17 protein-coding genes are annotated in these 17,666 nt (G+C 70.3%); all 17 read left to right on the top strand.

Annotation, left to right across the window (positions count from 1 at the left end; translation table 11 throughout):
- Nucleotides 1-520: 520 nt before the first annotated feature.
- The 17 genes from ACN4JJ_RS15735 (at nt 521) to der (ending at nt 17,643) form a co-directional block, all read left to right on the top strand.
- On the top strand, nt 521-1,495 hold the full coding sequence (locus ACN4JJ_RS15735; protein WP_440710825.1) for a tetratricopeptide repeat protein: 975 nt from the start codon (nt 521-523) through the stop codon (nt 1,493-1,495).
- Complete coding sequence (locus ACN4JJ_RS15730) at nt 1,467-2,486, top strand: HAD-IIA family hydrolase (RefSeq protein ID WP_440710824.1); 1,020 nt, start codon at nt 1,467-1,469, stop codon at nt 2,484-2,486. Before ACN4JJ_RS15735 ends, ACN4JJ_RS15730 begins: the two co-directional genes overlap by 29 nt.
- Before the next feature lie 83 nt (nt 2,487-2,569).
- The gene (locus tag ACN4JJ_RS15725) at nt 2,570-2,728 is read left to right on the top strand and encodes a hypothetical protein (protein WP_440710823.1); all 159 of its coding nucleotides are present in this window, start codon (nt 2,570-2,572) and stop codon (nt 2,726-2,728) included.
- 5 nt (nt 2,729-2,733) lie between these two features.
- The gene (locus tag ACN4JJ_RS15720; RefSeq protein ID WP_440710822.1) at nt 2,734-3,537 is read left to right on the top strand and encodes a TlyA family RNA methyltransferase; all 804 of its coding nucleotides are present in this window, start codon (nt 2,734-2,736) and stop codon (nt 3,535-3,537) included.
- Between the two features lie 21 nt (nt 3,538-3,558).
- A complete protein-coding gene (locus ACN4JJ_RS15715; RefSeq protein WP_440710842.1) occupies nt 3,559-4,455 on the top strand; it encodes an NAD kinase in 897 nt (298 codons plus the stop codon).
- Nucleotides 4,448-6,169 (top strand): DNA repair protein RecN, encoded by a 1,722-nt coding sequence (gene recN / locus ACN4JJ_RS15710; RefSeq protein WP_440710821.1) that lies wholly within the window; start codon nt 4,448-4,450, stop codon nt 6,167-6,169. The genes ACN4JJ_RS15715 and recN overlap by 8 nt, the downstream gene beginning before the upstream one ends.
- Nucleotides 6,170-6,212: 43 nt before the next feature.
- On the top strand, nt 6,213-7,649 hold the full coding sequence (locus ACN4JJ_RS15705; RefSeq protein ID WP_440710820.1) for a hypothetical protein: 1,437 nt from the start codon (nt 6,213-6,215) through the stop codon (nt 7,647-7,649).
- The gene (gene pyrG / locus ACN4JJ_RS15700; RefSeq protein ID WP_440710819.1) at nt 7,603-9,348 is read left to right on the top strand and encodes a CTP synthase; all 1,746 of its coding nucleotides are present in this window, start codon (nt 7,603-7,605) and stop codon (nt 9,346-9,348) included. The genes ACN4JJ_RS15705 and pyrG overlap by 47 nt, the downstream gene beginning before the upstream one ends.
- 1 nt (nt 9,349) lies before the next feature.
- Complete coding sequence (locus ACN4JJ_RS15695) at nt 9,350-9,985, top strand: NUDIX domain-containing protein (protein ID WP_440710818.1); 636 nt, start codon at nt 9,350-9,352, stop codon at nt 9,983-9,985.
- A gap of 4 nt (nt 9,986-9,989) precedes the next feature.
- The gene (gene xerD, locus ACN4JJ_RS15690; RefSeq protein WP_440710817.1) at nt 9,990-10,922 is read left to right on the top strand and encodes a site-specific tyrosine recombinase XerD; all 933 of its coding nucleotides are present in this window, start codon (nt 9,990-9,992) and stop codon (nt 10,920-10,922) included.
- 166 nt (nt 10,923-11,088) lie between these two features.
- Complete coding sequence (locus ACN4JJ_RS15685; RefSeq protein ID WP_440710841.1) at nt 11,089-11,922, top strand: ParA family protein; 834 nt, start codon at nt 11,089-11,091, stop codon at nt 11,920-11,922.
- A 4-nt stretch (nt 11,923-11,926) separates the two neighbouring features.
- Nucleotides 11,927-12,775: a segregation and condensation protein A gene (locus tag ACN4JJ_RS15680; protein ID WP_440710816.1), complete on the top strand. Its 849-nt coding sequence runs from the start codon at nt 11,927-11,929 to the stop codon at nt 12,773-12,775.
- Nucleotides 12,765-13,409: an SMC-Scp complex subunit ScpB gene (scpB, locus tag ACN4JJ_RS15675; protein ID WP_440710815.1), complete on the top strand. Its 645-nt coding sequence runs from the start codon at nt 12,765-12,767 to the stop codon at nt 13,407-13,409. Before ACN4JJ_RS15680 ends, scpB begins: the two co-directional genes overlap by 11 nt.
- A complete protein-coding gene (locus tag ACN4JJ_RS15670; protein ID WP_440710814.1) occupies nt 13,409-14,257 on the top strand; it encodes a pseudouridine synthase in 849 nt (282 codons plus the stop codon). The genes scpB and ACN4JJ_RS15670 overlap by 1 nt, the downstream gene beginning before the upstream one ends.
- Nucleotides 14,254-15,348: a prephenate dehydrogenase gene (locus ACN4JJ_RS15665; RefSeq protein WP_440710813.1), complete on the top strand. Its 1,095-nt coding sequence runs from the start codon at nt 14,254-14,256 to the stop codon at nt 15,346-15,348. Before ACN4JJ_RS15670 ends, ACN4JJ_RS15665 begins: the two co-directional genes overlap by 4 nt.
- Before the next feature lie 68 nt (nt 15,349-15,416).
- On the top strand, nt 15,417-16,085 hold the full coding sequence (gene cmk, locus ACN4JJ_RS15660) for a (d)CMP kinase (protein ID WP_440710840.1): 669 nt from the start codon (nt 15,417-15,419) through the stop codon (nt 16,083-16,085).
- A complete protein-coding gene (gene der / locus ACN4JJ_RS15655) occupies nt 16,075-17,643 on the top strand; it encodes a ribosome biogenesis GTPase Der (protein WP_440710812.1) in 1,569 nt (522 codons plus the stop codon). The genes cmk and der overlap by 11 nt, the downstream gene beginning before the upstream one ends.
- Nucleotides 17,644-17,666: the final 23 nt, after the last annotated feature.

Here is a 17,666-nt window from a genome sequence, read left to right as displayed (position 1 = left end):
TTGTGGGAGAGTAGGACACCGCCGGACTTACTTCACGAAATGGCCACCCAGCAATGGGTGGCCATTTCGCTTTAACATCACCAACAGAGGAGCTGCCATGACGGAGCCGGACGACGAGAAGCGCCAGGGCGGCAAGACGCCGCACACGCCTCGACAGGGTGGCGACAAGCGACCCTTCGAGCCGCGACGCGACAAGAGCTCGCGGCCGGACCGCGGCTCCCGCCCGGAGCGATCCGGTAGTCAGCGACCTGAGCGGACCGGGGGGCAGCGACCCGAACGTTCCGGTGGACAGCGACCTGACCGGGCTAGTGGACAGCGTCCGGAACGGTCCGGTGGTTCGCGTCCTGATCGGAGCAGCGGACAGCGCCCTGAGCGGGGTGGGCGACCGTCATCCGGTGGCCCGGGGGAGCGTCGGCTCTGGACCAAGGACGGCAAGCCGGCCCGCAATGACAAGGGCGCGCAGCGGCCCGAGCGTCCGCCGCTCACCGAAGAGGAGCTACTGGCTCGCGAACTGCGCTCGGTGCGCACGCGGCACGACGATCCGCTGATCCCGGACGATGTGACGCCGCGCGATCTGGACAAGGTCGCCCGCAACGAGCTGAAGACGCTGAACAAGGAGAACGCCGACGAGGTCGCGCGCCACCTGGTAATGACGGCCCGGCTGATCGACGACGATCCCGAGCTCGCCCATCAGCACGCCGTCTCGGCATCGCGTCGGGCGGGACGGATCGGAGTGGTGCGCGAGACTCTCGCCATCACGGCCTACCGCACGGGTGACTTCGCCCTGGCGCTGCGGGAGCTGCGCACCTACCGGCGGATCACCGGCTCCAACGAACAGCTGGCTCTGATGATCGACAGCGAGCGGGGGATGGGGCGGCCGGAGCGGGCGCTCGAGGCCGGCCGTTCGGTGGAGCGCTCGACGCTCTCCGTTCCGACGCAGGTGTCGGTCGCGATCGCGATGTCGGGCGCCCGGCTCGACCTCGGGCAGCCCGAGGCCGCCCTGACCGAGCTCGAGATCCCGCAGCTGAACCCCGACGTAGCCTACTCCTACAGCCCTGACCTGTTCGACGCCTACGCCGAGGTGCTCGAGGAGCTCGGGCACGACACCGAGGCGGCCACCTGGCGCCAGCGCGCCGAGCGTGCCGATGCGGCCCTGGGTGGGGATGTGGAGGACGAGATCGAGGTCTTCGAGGTCGAAGACCTCGAAGATGGTGAGCTCAGTGAGGTCGAAGACCTCGAAGATGGTAGGCTCAGTGAGGTCGAAGACCTCGAAGATGGTAGGCTCAGTGAGGTCGAAGACCTCGAAGATGGTAGGCTCAGTGAGGTCGAAGACCTCGAAGATGGTGGGCTCAGTGACGTCGAAGACGTCGAAGATGGTGGGCTCGGTGAGGTCGAGGACCTCGAAGACGGTGGGCTCGAGGACCTCGAGGACGACGGGCACGGCGAGGACGAGGAGAGCGACGCCGGTGGGGCTGTTCCGAGCAAGGAAGACTGAGAGCGTGGACGTGCTCGAGGGGATCGATGCCGTACTCGCCGATCTCGACGGTGTGGTCTACGCCGGGCCGAACCCGATCGCGCATGCGGTCGAGGCCCTCTCTCGGCTGACCGGGCAGGGGATGCGCACGGGGTACATCACGAACAACGCCTCGCGCACGGATGCCCAGGTCGCCGAGCACCTCAGCAGCTTCGGGCTCGGGGTGGCGCCCGCCGACGTGGTGACCTCGCCCCAGGCGGCCATGCGCGTGCTGGGCACGCTCGTGCCGGCCGGGTCGACCATCCTCGTCGTCGGCGGAGCCGGGTTGATCGACGAGCTGGAGAAGGCCGGGTACGTGGTGACCCGATCCGCCGACGACAAGCCGGCCGCGGTGACGCAGGGGTTCGCGCCCGACGTCGGGTGGACGCAGCTGGCCGAGGCGGCGTTCGCATTGAGCGACCCCGCGGTGCACTGGGTGGCCACCAATACCGACTGGACGATTCCCGTGGCGCGCGGCATCGCACCGGGCAACGGCACGCTCGTCTCGGCCGTGCACACGGCCGTGGGGCGGCTCCCCGTGGTGGCCGGCAAGCCGGAGAAGACGATCTTCGAGGTGGCCAAGGACCGGTTCGCGGCCTCCAGCGCGGCCTTCATCGGCGATCGGCTCGACACCGACACGATGGGCGCCAAGCGGGCGGGGCTGCGCGCCATCCACGTGCTCACCGGCATCGACCGGGCGAAGCAGGTGCTCGCGGCTCCCAAGGGCTCGCGGCCCGACTTCATCCTCGAAGACCTGCGGCAGCTGTTCGAGCCGTACCCGGTGACCCAGCGCTCCAAGGACGGCTCGGAGACCTCGGTGGGCGACTCGGTGGTGCGGATGAACGGGCACGTGGTGCGGGTGGTGAAGGCCGGCAGCTCGTCGACCGATCTGCTGCGCGCCGGCTCTGCGGCCATCTGGGACTCCGGGCTGTCGATCCACGCGCTCGACGTCGATCCGGCACTGTACAGCTGAGGGCGAACAGCTGAGGGCGTACAGCCGGGTGCGATGCCGCCGCGGCCGACGGCCCTGTCGGGCGTCCGGGGTACGCTGAAGGAGTGAACACAGAACAGGTCGACAACGGCGATGCTCTGGTTTCGAGACTCCGGGTGATCCAAGAGCAGCCGCTCGACCAGCGTGCGACGGCCTACGCCCAGGTGCACGACGAGCTGAAGGCCCGCCTCGAGGGCGGAGACGCCTCGCCATCGGATGGGTAGCGCCGATGGGTAGCGCCCGGCTCGACGCCGTCGTGGCGGCGCGCGGATTGGCGCGGTCGCGCACACACGCGGCCCGGCTGATCGCCAACGGCTACGTGCGCGTGGACGGCGTGAACGTGGTGAAGGCCTCGTTCCCCGTCGAGGAGGCGCAGGAGGTGACGGTCGACTCGATCGACCGCTACGTGAGCCGTGGCGCGCACAAGCTGATCGCCGCGCTCGACGCCTTCCCGCAGGTGCGGGTGGCGGATGCGCTCGCACTCGACGCGGGGGCCTCCACCGGCGGCTTCACGCAGGTGCTGCTGGAGCGCGGTGCCCGACAGGTGATCGCGGCCGATGTGGGGCACGGGCAGCTCGATCCGATCATTCAGCGCGACCCGAGGGTGGTGGCGGTGGAGGGGTTCAACCTGCGCTACGCGACGGCCCAGACGGTGGCCGGGGCATCCGGAGTCGCGGATCCGGTCGACCTGGTGGTGGCCGACCTCTCGTTCATCTCGCTCGGGCTGGTGCTCGCGCCGCTGCAGGCCGTGGCGAAGCCCGATGCCGACTTCGTGCTGCTGATCAAGCCGCAGTTCGAGGTGGGGCGCACCGGCATCAAAGAGGGCATCGTGCGCAACGCCGACCTGCGCTCGGACGCGGTGACCAACGTCTTGTGGGCCGCCTACGACCTGGGGTTGTCCACAGGCGGCATCATTCCGTCCCCCATTGCGGGCACGGCGGGCAATCTGGAGTACCTGGTCTGGTTCAATCGGGAAGCCGGATCACATCCGACAGAATGGTTGGACCGAGTGGCCGAGATGACAGGAGCGTGACGCGTGCCGGATGAGCGATCCATGCTGGTGGTGCTGCACACCGGCCGCCGCGACTCCGTGCTCGCCGCGCAGAGCGTCTGCCGGCAGCTGCGCGACGCCGGGGTGACCCCGGTGGTGGCGCCCTTCGACGACGACGACAACGCCGAGGTGCTGGCCGAGCTGGGCGAGATCGCGCTGCTCGGCGAGGGCGTGTCGATGTTCGACCTCGAGCTCGTGATCGTGCTGGGCGGCGACGGCACCATCCTGCGCGCCGCCGAGATCGTGCGCGGCTCCGCCGTTCCGCTGCTCGGGGTGAATCTCGGGCACGTCGGCTTCCTGGCCGAGAGCGACCGCGAAGATCTGGCCGAGACCGTGAACCGTGCACTGGCCCGCGACTACGAGGTCGAGGAGCGGATGACGCTCTCGGTGCGGGTGAAGGTGGGCGATGAGGTCGTCTACGAGAGCTGGGCCCTGAACGAGGCCACCGTGGAGAAGGCCAGCCGCGAGCGGATGCTCGAGGTGGTGGTGGAGGTCGACGGCCGGCCGCTGTCGAGCTTCGGCTGCGACGGCGTGGTGATGTCGACGCCGACCGGATCGACCGCGTACTCGTTCTCGGCCGGCGGGCCCGTGGTGTGGCCGAGCCTGGACGCGCTGCTGATGGTGCCGCTCAGCCCGCACGCGCTGTTCGCGCGCCCGCTCGTGGTGGGGCCGGACTCGGCCCTCGCCGTGGAGGTGCTCGACCGCACCCAGGGCGGTGCGGTGCTCTGGAGCGACGGCCGCCGGATGTGGGACCTGCCGAAGGGCGCCCGCGTCGTGGTGCGCCGATCGCCGACGCCCGTCCGGCTGGCACGACTGCATCAGGCACCGTTCACCGACCGCCTGGTGCGCAAATTCAACCTGCCCGTGAACGGGTGGAGAGGGCCCAGCGACCGTGATTGAGGAACTCTCCATCCGCGACCTCGGAGTGATCGGCGAGGCCGTTCTTCCGCTCGGTCCCGGCTTCACCGCCGTGACCGGCGAGACCGGTGCGGGAAAGACCATGGTCGTCTCCGCGCTCGGCCTGCTGTTCGGTGAGCGCGGCGACTCGGGGTCGATCCGCTCGGGGGCGGCTCAGGCCTGGGTCGAGGGACGCCTGCTGGTCGACGCCGCGGGCGACGTGGCCGAGCGGGTGCGCGAGGCCGGGGGAGACCTCGACGCCGACGGATCGGCCGGCGGAACGGGGGAGCTCATCCTCTCGCGCTCGGTGGCGGTGGAGGGCCGCAGCCGCGCGGTCGTGGGAGGGCGCTCGGCTCCGATCAGCGTGCTGTCCGAGCTCGGTGCGTCGTTGATCGTGGTGCACGGGCAGTCCGACCAGCTGCGGCTGAAGAGCCAGTCGGCCCAGCGCGGCGCTCTCGACAGCTTCGCCGGGCCCGCGCTCGCCGCCCGGCTGAACGAGTACCGGAGCCTGTACGAGTCGTGGCAGGCGCACACCTCCGAGATCGAGGTGCTCGTGACCGAGCGGGCAGCTCGCATCCGTGAGGCGGAGCAGCTGCGTGCCGCCATCGACGAGATCAGCGCCGTGGCGCCCGTCGAGGGCGAAGACGAGGAGCTGGCCGAGCTGGCCGGGCGCCTCACCAACCTCGAAGACCTGCGGCTGGCCTCGGCCGAGGCGCGCGAGAACATCTCGAGCGAGAGCGGCGAGCTGCCCGACACCATCGGCCTGATCGACGCCGCCCGGCGGAGCCTGGAGCGGGTCGTGCACCACGACGCCGCTCTCGCGCCGATCGTGGAGGCGCTCGCGAACGCCAGCTTCCTCGTCTCGGACATCTCCACGCAGCTCTCCAGCTACTCGGCCGCGCTGGAGACCGACGAGGTGGGACGGCTCGACCAGGTGCAGGATCGGCGCGCCGACCTGACCGCGCTGATGCGGAAGTACGGGACGACGCTGGCCGAGGTGATCGCCTACGCGGCCGACGCCGAGCCGCGCCTGCTGGAGCTCGACTCGGACTCCGACCGGATCGAGCAGCTCACCTCGCTCGTCGACGACGAGCACGCCGAGCTCGACCGCCTCGCCGACGACGTCAGCGCCCTGCGGCGCGCGGCCGCCGGAACGCTCGCCGACGCCGTCACCGAAGAACTGGGCGCGCTCGCCATGCCGAACGCGAAGCTCGTGGTCGACGTGCAGCCGCGCGACGAGCTCGGCTCCACCGGCCGCGACCTGGTGCAGTTCTTGATGCGCCCGCACGAGGGCAGCGAGCCGCGGCCCCTGAACAAGGGCGCGTCGGGCGGCGAGCTCTCGCGGGTGATGCTCGCGATCGAAGTGGTGCTGGCCAGTGCCGACCCGGTGCCCACCTTCGTGTTCGACGAGGTGGATGCGGGCGTGGGCGGCGCCTCGGCGATCGAGATCGGCCGGCGGCTCGCCGTGCTCGCGCGCACCTCGCAGGTGATCGTGGTGACGCACCTGGCCCAGGTCGCGGCCTTCGCCACGAACCATCTGCGGGTGGAGAAAGACCAGGACGGGCCGGTCACGGCATCCAACGTCGTCAAGCTCGACGGTGACCACCGGTTGGCCGAGATGGCGAGGCTGCTCTCGGGCCTGCCCGACTCCGAATCCGGGCTCGCCCACGCTGCCGAACTGCTCGCTACGGCGCAGGGTCTCGCTGTGCCACACTGATACGAATCCGGGGGGACGAGGGGCGGGTTCGGAGATGGCGCGGTTGACGAACAGGGAGCTGGCCGAGCTGGTCGAGCAGCTCCGGGCCGAGAACGAAGAGCTCCGCGCGGCGGTGCGTGCAGACGCGCAGGCCGAGGCCGATGCCGCTGGGGTCGATGCTCCGGATGGGGCGGCACCGCGGGGGACGCGGCGCCGGGGCCGGCAGCGGGGCCGCACCGTGGCATCCGTCGTGCTGGTGGTGATCGGGCTGGTGCTGGCACCCCTGGCGCTCGCCGGGAGCTGGGCGCAAGGGCAGTTGGCCGACACGAATCAGTTCGTGGCGACCTACGGGCCGCTGGCGCAGGACCCGGCGGTGAAGGCCTTCCTCGTCGACGAGGTGATGACGGTCGTGAACGAGCAGGTCGACTTCCCGCAGTCGACCAGCGACGTGTTCGGCGCCGTGAGCGACCTCGGGCTGCCTCCCCGGGCCGCGGCCGCGCTGCAGGCGCTCGAGAGGCCCGCCGCTCTGGGACTGCAGTCGCTGGCCACCTCGGTGGTGACGCAGTTCATCGACTCGCAGGCTTTCGAGGACATCTGGGCGCAGACCCTGCGGCTCACCCACCAACAGCTGATCGCCGCGATGACGAACGACCCCACCAGCGCCCTGCGGATCTCGTCGACCGGCGAGCTGACCATCCAGCTCGGGCCGGTGATCGACGCCGTCAAGGGCGCGATGGTGGCGCAGGGGCTCGCCTTCGCCGACGCCATCCCCTCGGTCGACGTGGGCGTGACGGTGGCGAAGTCGTCGAGCCTCAGCCAGCTCACGCTGATCTACGGGCTCTCGGTGAGCATCGGGCAGTGGCTGCCGCTCGTGGCCCTGCTGTTCCTGGTGGCCGGCGTGGTGGTGGCCAAGCGCCGCACCGTGACGCTGTTCTGGACGGGGCTCGCGCTCGGCGTGGTCATGGTGCTGCTGGGGATCGCTCTGCGGGTCGGGCAGGTGATCGTGGTGGCCTCGACGGCGCAGTACGTGCCGGGGCCCGCCATGGCGGCGATCTACGACGGGGTGACCTCGCTGATCGCCTCGTCGATCGTGGCGCTCGCCGTGCTCGGGTTCACCGTGATGCTGATCAGCTGGGCGCTCGGGCCGTGGCGGCCGGCACCGGCCGTGCGCTCGGCCTTCGTGGAGGGGGCGAACCGGCTCCGGCGCGCGGGGGACCGGCGGGGGATCTCCACCGGGTCGTTCGGGCGGTTCCTCGGGCGGCAGCGCGTACTGACCCAGGTGCTGATCGGGCTCGGAGCGGCGGCGCTGATCGTGTTCATCCGGCCGCTGAGCACCGCGCAGATCATCTGGACCGCGGTGGTGGCGCTGCTGCTCCTGCTGGTGGTGGAGGTGCTGCAACGGCCTCCGCTGCCGGCGATCGTCGTGCTCGACGACGACCTCTCCGGCTCGTCGGATGACGAGCAACCCGATACGGCTGATAGGGTGGAACTCCGTGGATGACGCTGATTACACGGACAAGACGAACGACACGAGATTGACGAAGCACATCTTCGTCACGGGGGGTGTCGTCTCCTCTCTCGGCAAGGGCCTCACCGCCGCCAGCCTGGGAAATCTGCTGACGGCACGCGGCCTCAAGGTCGTCATGCAGAAGCTCGACCCCTACCTGAACGTCGACCCGGGAACGATGAACCCGTTCCAGCACGGCGAGGTGTTCGTGACCGACGACGGCGCCGAGACCGACCTCGACATCGGCCACTACGAGCGCTTCCTCGACATCAACCTGAACCAGGCCGCCAACGTGACCACGGGGCAGATCTACTCGAGCGTGATCGCCAAGGAGCGCCGCGGCGAGTACCTCGGCGACACCGTGCAGGTCATCCCGCACATCACCGACGAGATCAAGCGCCGGATGCGGCTGCAGGCTTCGGATGCCTCGCGCCCCGACGTCATCATCACCGAGATCGGCGGCACAGTCGGCGACATCGAGTCGCAGCCGTTCATCGAGTCGGCGCGCCAGGTGCGCCACGAACTCGGCCGCAAGAACGTGTTCTTCGTGCACGTCTCGCTGGTGCCCTTCATGAACGCCTCGGGCGAGCAGAAGACCAAGCCCACCCAGCACTCCGTGGCCGCGCTCCGCTCCATCGGCATCCAGCCGGATGCTCTGGTGCTGCGCAGCGACCGTCCCGTCTCCGAGGGCAACAAGCGCAAGATCGCGCTGATGTGCGACGTCGACGAGCAGGCCGTCGTGAACGCGATCGACGTGCCCTCGATCTACGACATCCCCACGATGCTGCACGATCAGGGACTCGACGCCTACATCGTCGACCACCTCGACCTGGCCGCAGAGGCCGGCGAGGTGGACTGGTCGGGCTGGCAACCGCTTCTGGACGCCGTGCACGAGCCCAAGCACGAGGTGACGATCGGCCTGGTGGGCAAGTACATCGACCTCCCCGACGCGTACCTCTCGGTGACCGAGGCGCTGCGGGCCGGCGGCTTCGCGCACCGGTCGAAGGTGACGATCAAGTGGATCCCCTCGGACGAGTGCGAGACGCCGGAAGGCGCCGCGCGTGAGCTCGGTGACGTGGACGGCATCTGCGTGCCCGGCGGCTTCGGCGTGCGCGGCATCGAGGGCAAGCTCGGCGCGCTGCGCTTCGCCCGCGAGAACAAGATCCCCGCGCTCGGCCTCTGCCTCGGCCTCCAGTGCATGGTGGTGGAGTACGCCCGGAACGTGACCGGGCTGCCCGGCGCCTCCTCGAGCGAGTTCGACCCCGACACCGAGTTCCCGGTGATCGCCACGATGGCCGAGCAGGTCGACATCATCGCCGGAGGAGACCTCGGCGGCACGATGCGCCTGGGGCTCTACGAGGCCGAGCTCGCGGACGGATCGATCGCGGCCGAGGTGTACGGCGCATCCGTCGCCTCCGAGCGGCACCGCCACCGCTACGAGGTGAACAACCGCTATCGCGAGCAGATCGCGGAGTCGGGCCTGTGGTTCTCGGGGCTGTCGCCCAACGGGCACCTCGTGGAGTACGTCGAGCTGCCGCGCGAGGTGCACCCGTACTACATCGCCACCCAGGCGCACCCGGAGCTGCGCTCGCGGCCCAGCCGGCCGCATCCGCTGTTCGCCGGACTCGTCGGTGCCTCGCTGGAGCGCCAGGAAGCCACGCGGCTGTTCCCGGCGCAGGACGCGGACGCCTGAGATGATCGAGGACGACTTCGCCCCCGTCGATGTGCTGTCGAGCGACGTCGTCTTCGACGGCTACATCTGGGACGTGCGGCGTGAATCCTTCGAGTACGGGGGAACCACCCTGCGGCGCGACTTCGTCGACCATCCGGGGGCCGTGGCGGTGTTCGTCCTGGACGAGGACGACCGCGTCCTGCTGATCAAGCAATACCGTCATCCGGTTCGCCGGCGCGAGTGGGAGCCGCCGGCCGGGTTGCTGGATGCCAAGGGCGAGTCGCCGCTGGATGCCGCCAAGCGCGAGCTGGCCGAGGAGGTCGACCTCCAGGCCGACGACTGGCACGTTCTGATCGACTACTTCACCACGCCCGGCGGCAACAACGAGGCCATCCGGATCTACCTCGCCCGCTCGGTGCGGCCCGCCGGATCGGCCTTCGAACGCGAGGGCGAAGAGGCCGACATGGAGTCGCGCTGGGTCGATCTCGACGAGCTGGTGGAGGCCGTGCTCGCCAGCCGGGTGCAGAATCCGTCGCTCGTGATCGGCGCGCTCGCGGCGCAGGCGTCCCGCGCGCGGGGCTGGTCGACGCTTCGTCCGGCCTCCGACCCGTGGCCGGCGCATCCGTCGACCCGCCCCGGCGACCGAATCTCCGGTTGACGATGTGACCGGGGACGGGGCGACCCATCCGGATGCGCTGGACCGGGCGATCGACGGGTTCTTGCGGCACGTGACCGTGGAGCGCGGGCTCGCGGCGAACACCGTGGCGGCGTACCGGCGCGACCTCGGGCGGTACTCGGAGTGGCTTCGCGAGCACGACATCCGGGAGGCGGGCGCCATCGCCGAGCGCGATGTGAGTGCGTTCACGCAGGACACCCGGGGCGAGGGGGAGTCGGAGATGAGTGCCGCCTCGGTGGCGCGCATCCTGTCGACGGTGCGCGGGCTCCACCGGTACCTCGCCGAGGAGGGCGTGGTGGAGCTGGATGTCGCCCACGAGGTGAAGCCGCCGAAGCTCGCGCTGCGCCTGCCCAAGGCGATCACGATCGCCGAGATGGACCGGCTGCTGACGGCGACCGGGGGTGACGACCCGGTGGCGCTGCGGGACCGCGCACTGCTCGAACTGCTCTACGCGACCGGGGCGCGGATCTCGGAGGTGGTGGACCTCAACGTCGACGACGTGCAGGACGGGGACATGCTGCGGGTCACCGGCAAGGGGAGCAAGCAGCGGATCGTGCCCGTGGGGAGCTTCGCGCGCACGGCGCTGGACGCGTACCTCGTGCGGGTGCGTCCGCTGTTCTCGCCCCGGGGCAAGGCGACCCCGGCACTGTTCCTGGGCATCCGGGGCCAGCGGCTCAGCCGGCAGGCGGCGTGGTTGGTGATCCAGTCGGCGGCTTCCCGGGCGGGGCTCACGACGCACATCTCGCCGCACACCTTCCGGCACTCCTTCGCCACCCATCTGCTGCAGGGCGGAGCGGACGTGCGGGTGGTGCAAGACCTGCTCGGCCACTCCTCGGTGGCCACCACCCAGCTCTACACCCACGTCACCGCCGACACCCTGATCGACGTCTACCAGTCTTCGCACCCCCGCGCCCGCTGAATCACCGTGTGACAACGCTGTGAGCCAGCCGGACGGCCGGTACAATCGATCAAGCCCGCCGGGATGGCGGACAGGAACGAGGAGAGCTTCGGTGCCGACCAGGAACACCAGAACGGCTAAGAAGAACACCCAGGTGGACGAGCTGACCGGGCTCGACCTGCCCAAGATGGGGCCGACGGGTCGACCCGTGACCGAGTTCCCCGTTCCCGCGCCGCTCAGCTCGCACGGGCCCGCGCGCATCATCTCGCTCTGCAACCAGAAGGGCGGCGTGGGCAAGACCACCACGAGCGTCAACGTGGGGGCGGCGCTCGCCGAGTACGGCCGGCGCGTTCTGGCCATCGACTTCGACCCGCAGGGGGCGCTCTCCGCCGGCCTCGGCGTGCTGACGCACGACGCCCCGACCATCTACGACCTGCTGCTCGGCTCGATCAAGGACCCGGCCGAGGCCATCCAGCGCACGAGCGTTCCGGGGCTGGACATCATCCCGGCCAACATCGACCTCTCCGCCGCCGAGGTGCACCTGGTGAGCGAGGTGGCGCGCGAGTCGATTCTGGCGCGGGTGCTGCGCAAGGTCAGCGACCAGTACGACGTCATCCTGATCGACTGCCAGCCCTCACTCGGGCTGCTGACCGTGAACGCGCTCACCGCGAGCCACGGCGTGCTCATCCCGCTCGAGTGCGAGTACTTCGCTCTGCGCGGAGTGGCCCTGCTGGTGGAGACCATCGACAAGGTGCGCGACCGGCTGAACCCCGCCATCCAGCTCGACGGCATCCTGGCCACGATGTACGACCCGCGCACCCTGCACTCGCGCGAGGTGCTCGAGCGCGTGGTCGAGACCTTCGGCGACAAGGTGTTCGAGACCGTGATCGGCCGCACCGTGAAGTTCCCGGATGCAACGGTGGCGGGCAAGCCGATCACCCAGTTCGCGCCCGAGCACTCCTCGGCCAAGGCCTACAAGCAGCTGGCCAGAGAACTGGTCGCCCGTGGCGCGATCGCCTGAGCGGATGACGGCGGGGCCGGGCCTCGCCGCGGTGGTGGCGGAGTCTCCGGGGGAGGCGGCGCCGGGCTTCTCGCTGAGCCTGGACAACTTCGAGGGGCCCTTCGACCTGCTGCTCTCGCTGATCACGAAGCACGAGCTGGACATCACCGACATCTCGCTCAGCCGGGTGACGGACGAGTTCATCTCGTACCTCAAGGGCCTGGACTCGGCCGAGGAGCTGGACCGCGCATCCGAGTTCCTCGTCGTGGCGGCGACACTGCTCGACCTCAAGATCGTGGGGCTGCTGCCGCAGGGCGAGCTCGTCGACGCCGAGGACGTAGCGCTGCTGGAGGCGCGCGACCTGCTGTTCGCTCGGCTGCTGCAGTACCGGGCGTTCAAGATCGTGTCGAGCTGGCTGGCCGAGCACTTCGACGCCGAGTCGACGCGCCGGCCGCGCTCGGTGCGGCTCGAGGAGAAGTACCGGCAGCACACGCCCGAGCTGGTGTGGACGCTGACGGCCGGCGACTTCGCGGCGCTCGCCGCGTTCGCGCTGGCACCGCGGGAGGTTCCCACGGTGGGGCTGGAGCATCTGCACGCGCCGCTGGTGAGCATCCGGGAGCAGGCGGCGCACGTGGTGACGGTGCTGCGCTCGGCGGGGGCGGCGGGCACGATGGTGTCGTTCCGGCAGCTGATCGCCGGGATCGCGGAGAAGGGCGTGGTGATCGCGCGCTTTCTGGCCGTGCTCGAGCTGTATCGGCGTGCGGCCATCTCGTTCGAGCAGCTGGAGCCGCTCGGGGAGCTGACGCTGAGCTGGACCGCCGAGACCTGGAGCGAAGACGACCTGGCGAACTTGGGGGCGGATTATGACAACTGAGGCGGATGCGATGGCCGGGACGGATGCTGCGGCCCAGTTGGAGGGGATCGAGCCCGAGCCGCATGCTCCGGCCGCGATCGACGTCGACCGGGCGCTGGAAGCGATCTTCATGGTGGCCGACGAGCCGCAGAGCCTCGTGTCGCTCGCGACCGCGCTGTCGCGGCCCGTGCCCGTGGTACGCCAGGGCATCGAGCGCCTGGTCGAGGACTACGACGGGATCGCGCCGGGCAGCGTGCGCCGCGGCTTCGAGCTCCGCGAGGTGGCCGGCGGATGGCGGCTCTACGTACGCGGCGAGTGGGACCAGCTGGTGCGCGACTTCGTGCTCACCCAGAACCCCTCCAAGCTCTCGCAGGCCGCGCTCGAGACGCTGTCGGTGATCGCGTACAAGCAGCCGATCAGCCGGGGGGCCGTGGCGAGCATCCGTGCCGTCAACGTCGACTCGGTGGTGCGCACGTTGCTCAGCCGGGGCCTGATCACCGAGGTCTCCACGCAGGCCGAGACCGGCGCCATCCTGTACGGCACGACCGAACTGCTGCTGCAGCAGCTCGGTATCAACTCGCTCGACGAACTGCCCAAGATCTCCCCGCTGCTGGACGACGGCAGCGAGGGATTCGATGAGATCGGACTGACCTGATGACCCCCTTCGAGATTCCGCCATGGGACGACAACGCCCCCGCCGAGGCGGCCCTGCCCGACGGCGTGCGCCTGCAGAAGGTGATGGCCGCCGCCGGAGTGGCCTCCCGCCGCGTCTCCGAGCAGCTGATCGAGGCCGGCCGGGTGTCGGTGAACGGCGAGATCGTGACCGAGCTCGGCCGGCGGATCGATCCGGAGAACGACCTCGTGTCGGTCGACGGCAGCGCCGTGCAGCTGGACCCCACGAAGCGCTACGTGATGCTCAACAAGCCCGTCGGCATCGTGAGCTCGCTCGCCGACCAGCACGGGCGGCCCGACCTGCAGCGCTACACGAAGCAGTTCGAGGAACGGTTGTTCAACGTGGGCCGGCTGGACGCCGAGACCAGCGGGCTGCTCATCCTCACCAACGACGGCGACCTCGCGCACGTGCTCGCGCATCCGTCGTTCGGCGTGCTGAAGACCTACATCGCCAAGGTGGAGGGGCGGGTCACCCCGCAGACCCTGACCACGCTCGGCAAGGGCATCGACCTCGAGGACGGGCCGATCGCCGCCGACAAGGCGCGACTGCTCGACGTGGAGAGCGAGCACTCGATCGTGGAGGTGACCCTGCACTCGGGGCGCAACCGCATCGTGCGCCGGATGCTGGACGCCGTGGGGCACCCGGTGGTCGACCTGGTGCGCCGCTCGTTCGGGCCGCTGAACCTCGGCACGCTCAAGGCGGGCGGGATGCGCGAGTTGACTAAGGTGGAACTCGGCCAATTGCTGACCCTCTCGCGCGACGCGAAGGGGGAGGGCTCGGCCGACGACGAGACGCCCGGCGACGACGTGGCCGTCGATTCCGAGGAGTGAGCGTGGTGGAGAGCCGTCTGACCGGTCCCGTGCGGATCGTGGGCGTAGGACTGCTCGGCACCAGCATCGCGCTGGGGCTGCGCGCCCGCGGCGTCGACGTCATCCTCTCGGACTCGTCGCCGACCAACGTCAGCATCGCCGTGGACTACGGCGCGGGCCGGCACGCCGGTGACGCCGACGAACCGCAGATCGTGGTGGTGTGCGTGCCGCCGGACGTGACCGCCTCGGTGATCGTGCGCGAGCTCTCGGCCTACCCGCGTGCCGTGGTGACGGATGTGGCGAGCGTGAAGCAGCCGGTCCTCGACGCCGTGCGCGCGGCCGGGGGCGACCTGTCCCGGTACGTGGGGTCGCATCCGCTGGCCGGACGCGAGAAGGGCGGGCCCATGTCGGGCCGCGCCGACCTCTTCCTGGGGCGGCCGTGGGTGGTGGCCGGGCATCCGGACATCTCGTACCAGACCGCCTCGGCCGTCGACGACCTCATCCTCGACCTCGGCGCCGTGCTGGTGGAGATGACCGCGGAAGAACACGACTCGAGCGTGGCGCTGGTGTCGCACGCACCTCAGGTGATCTCGACGCTGATGGCGCGCCGGCTGACGGATGCCTCGGAGGCGGCCGTGGGACTGGCCGGCGGTGGCGTGCGCGACGTGACCCGCGTGGCGGCGAGCGACCCGGCGCTGTGGGTGCAGATCCTCGGCGCGAACGCGGCACCCACCGCCGCCGTGCTGCGGGGAGTGCGCGACGACCTCGACGCCGTGATCGCGGCGCTGGACGAGAGCGCCGCTTCGGACTCGTCGTGGCGGCGCAGCCTCGCCGAGATGCTCGTCGGCGGTAACGCCGGCGTGGCGCGCCTGCCCGGCAAGCACGGTCAGGACAAGCGCTACACGCAGTTCGTCGTGATGGTGGACGACGCCCCGGGCGAGCTCGCCCGCCTCTTCGCCGAGATCGGCGAGGAGGGCGTGAACCTCGAAGACCTGCGCCTGGAGCACTCTCCGGGCGCCCAGATCGGCCTGGCCGAGATCGCCGTGCTGCCCGAGGCGGCCGAACGACTGACCGCGGCCCTGCAGGCCCGGGGATGGAGGATCGCCGGATGACGGCATCGAACGACGCAGCGACCACCGACGGGGGATCGGCCGACGGCGCCTCCCGCACGATCGGCCCGATGGTGGTGGCCGTGGACGGGCCGGCCGGCAGCGGCAAGTCGAGCGTGTCGCGGGCGGTCGCCCGCGAGCTCGGCTTCGGCTACCTCGACACGGGTGCCTCGTACCGCGCGCTCTCCTGGGACCTGCTGGACCGCGGCATCGACCCGGCCGACCCGGCCGCCGTGCTCGGCGCCGTCGACGACTTCGACCTCGTGATCGGCACCGACCCCGACGACGGCTACGTGGGGGTGGGCGAGACCGACGTCACCGCCGCCATCCGCGAGCCGCGCGTCACGGCCGTGGTGAGCCTGGTCGCCCGCATCCCCGAGGTGCGCGAGTGGCTGAACGCGCGGTTCCGGATGCTCATGCTGACGACCCCGTTCGAGGGCATCGTGGCCGAGGGCCGGGACATCACGACCGTGGTGGCCCCGGATGCCCCGGTGCGCATCCTGCTCACCGCCTCGGAAGAGGCTAGAATGGGCAGGCGTTCGAAGGAACTGACCAGCGAATCGGCAGCCGAAGTCGGCGAGGCGCTTCGCTCTCGTGACAAGGCGGATTCCCGGGTGGTCGACTTCATGAACGCCGCAGACGGAGTCACCACCGTCGATTCCACGGAGCTCGACTTCGACCAGACCGTTGCCGCGGTGGTGGACGTCGTACAAACAGCGAGGACCTCGCATGGCCGATAGCCAGAACACCCCTGATTCCCCCAAGATCCCGAACTCGCAGAAAGCCGGTTCAGGCGAACCGGACGAGGAGTTCGACGCGCCCGACGACGACCTCGCCGAGCGGCTCGCGACCGTCGACGAGGAGCTCGCCGAACGGCGGGCCGACACCCTGCGCTCGGGACTGTCCGACTACGAGCTCGACGAGGGCGACCTCGACCTGCTAGAGCTGGCCGAGGAGTACCCCGACGGCGTGTTCTACATGCCCGCCCTGCCGGTGCTCGCGATCGTGGGCCGGCCGAACGTCGGCAAGTCCGCCCTCGTGAACCGCATCCTGGGCCGTCGCGAGGCCGTGGTGGAGGACAAGCCGGGCGTGACCCGCGACCGCGTGGCCTACAAGGCCGAGTGGGCCGGGCGCCGCTTCACGCTGGTGGACACCGGCGGCTGGGAGCCCGACGCCTCGGGCATCAACGCCGCCGTGGCCGCTCAGGCCGAGGTGGCCATCGACCTCGCCGACGTGGTGCTGTTCGTGGTCGATTCCAACGTGGGCGCCACGGCCACCGACGAGCATGTCGTGAAGCTGCTGCGCCGCGCCAAGCGGCCCGTGTTCCTCGCGGCGAACAAGGTCGACGACGTGCGGCAGGAGCCTGCGGCATCCGCTCTCTGGTCGCTCGGGCTCGGCGAGCCGTACCCCGTTTCGGCCCTGCACGGCCGCGGTGTGGCCGACCTGCTCGACCTCATCATGAAAGACATGCCCGAGGTCTCCAACGTGGCGAAGCAGGAGGTGGGCGGGCCGCGGCGCGTCGCCATCCTGGGCCGGCCGAACGTGGGCAAGAGCTCGCTGCTGAACAAGGCCGCCGGCGAAGAGCGCGTCGTCGTGAACGAGCTCGCGGGCACCACCCGCGACCCGGTCGACGAGCAGATCGAGCTCGGCGGCAAGGTGTGGACCTTCGTCGACACCGCCGGCATCCGCAAGCGCGTGCACCTGCAGCAGGGCGCCGACTTCTACGCCTCGCTGCGCACCTCGGCCGCGCTCGAGAAGGCCGAAGTGGCCGTGGTGGTGCTGGACGTGACCGAACCGATCTCGGTTCAGGATCTGCGCATCATCGACCTCGTGCTCGAATCCGGGCGCGCTCTCGTGCTGGCCTTCAACAAGTGGGACCTGCTCGACGACGAGCGCCGCCGCTACCTCGAGCGGGAGATCGAACAGGATCTGGCGCACGTCACCTGGGCTCCGCGCGTGAACATCTCGGCACGCACCGGGCGGCACCTGGAGAAGCTGGTTCCGGCGCTCGAGCTCGCGCTCGAGTCGTGGGACACCCGCATCCCGACCGGCAAGTTCAACGCGTTCCTGGCCGAGCTCACGGCGGCGCATCCGCACCCCGTGCGCGGTGGCAAGCAGCCGCGCATCCTGTTCGGAACGCAGGCGGCGTCGCGCCCGCCGACCTTCGTGCTCTTCACGACCGGCTTCCTCGACCCGGGCTACCGCCGCTACGTGCAGCGGCGCCTGCGCGAGATCTACGGCTTCGAGGGCTCGCCCATCGTGGTGAACATGCGCGTGCGCGAGAAGCGCAAGCGCTAGCTCGCGCGTCTGTCGAGACGTCG

It is taken from the genome of Herbiconiux dendrobii (genome assembly GCF_052048175.1).
Lineage (GTDB): Bacteria > Actinomycetota > Actinomycetes > Actinomycetales > Microbacteriaceae > Herbiconiux.
Note: the sequence above shows the minus strand (reverse complement) of the source record. Positions and strands in the feature narration are given on the sequence as shown.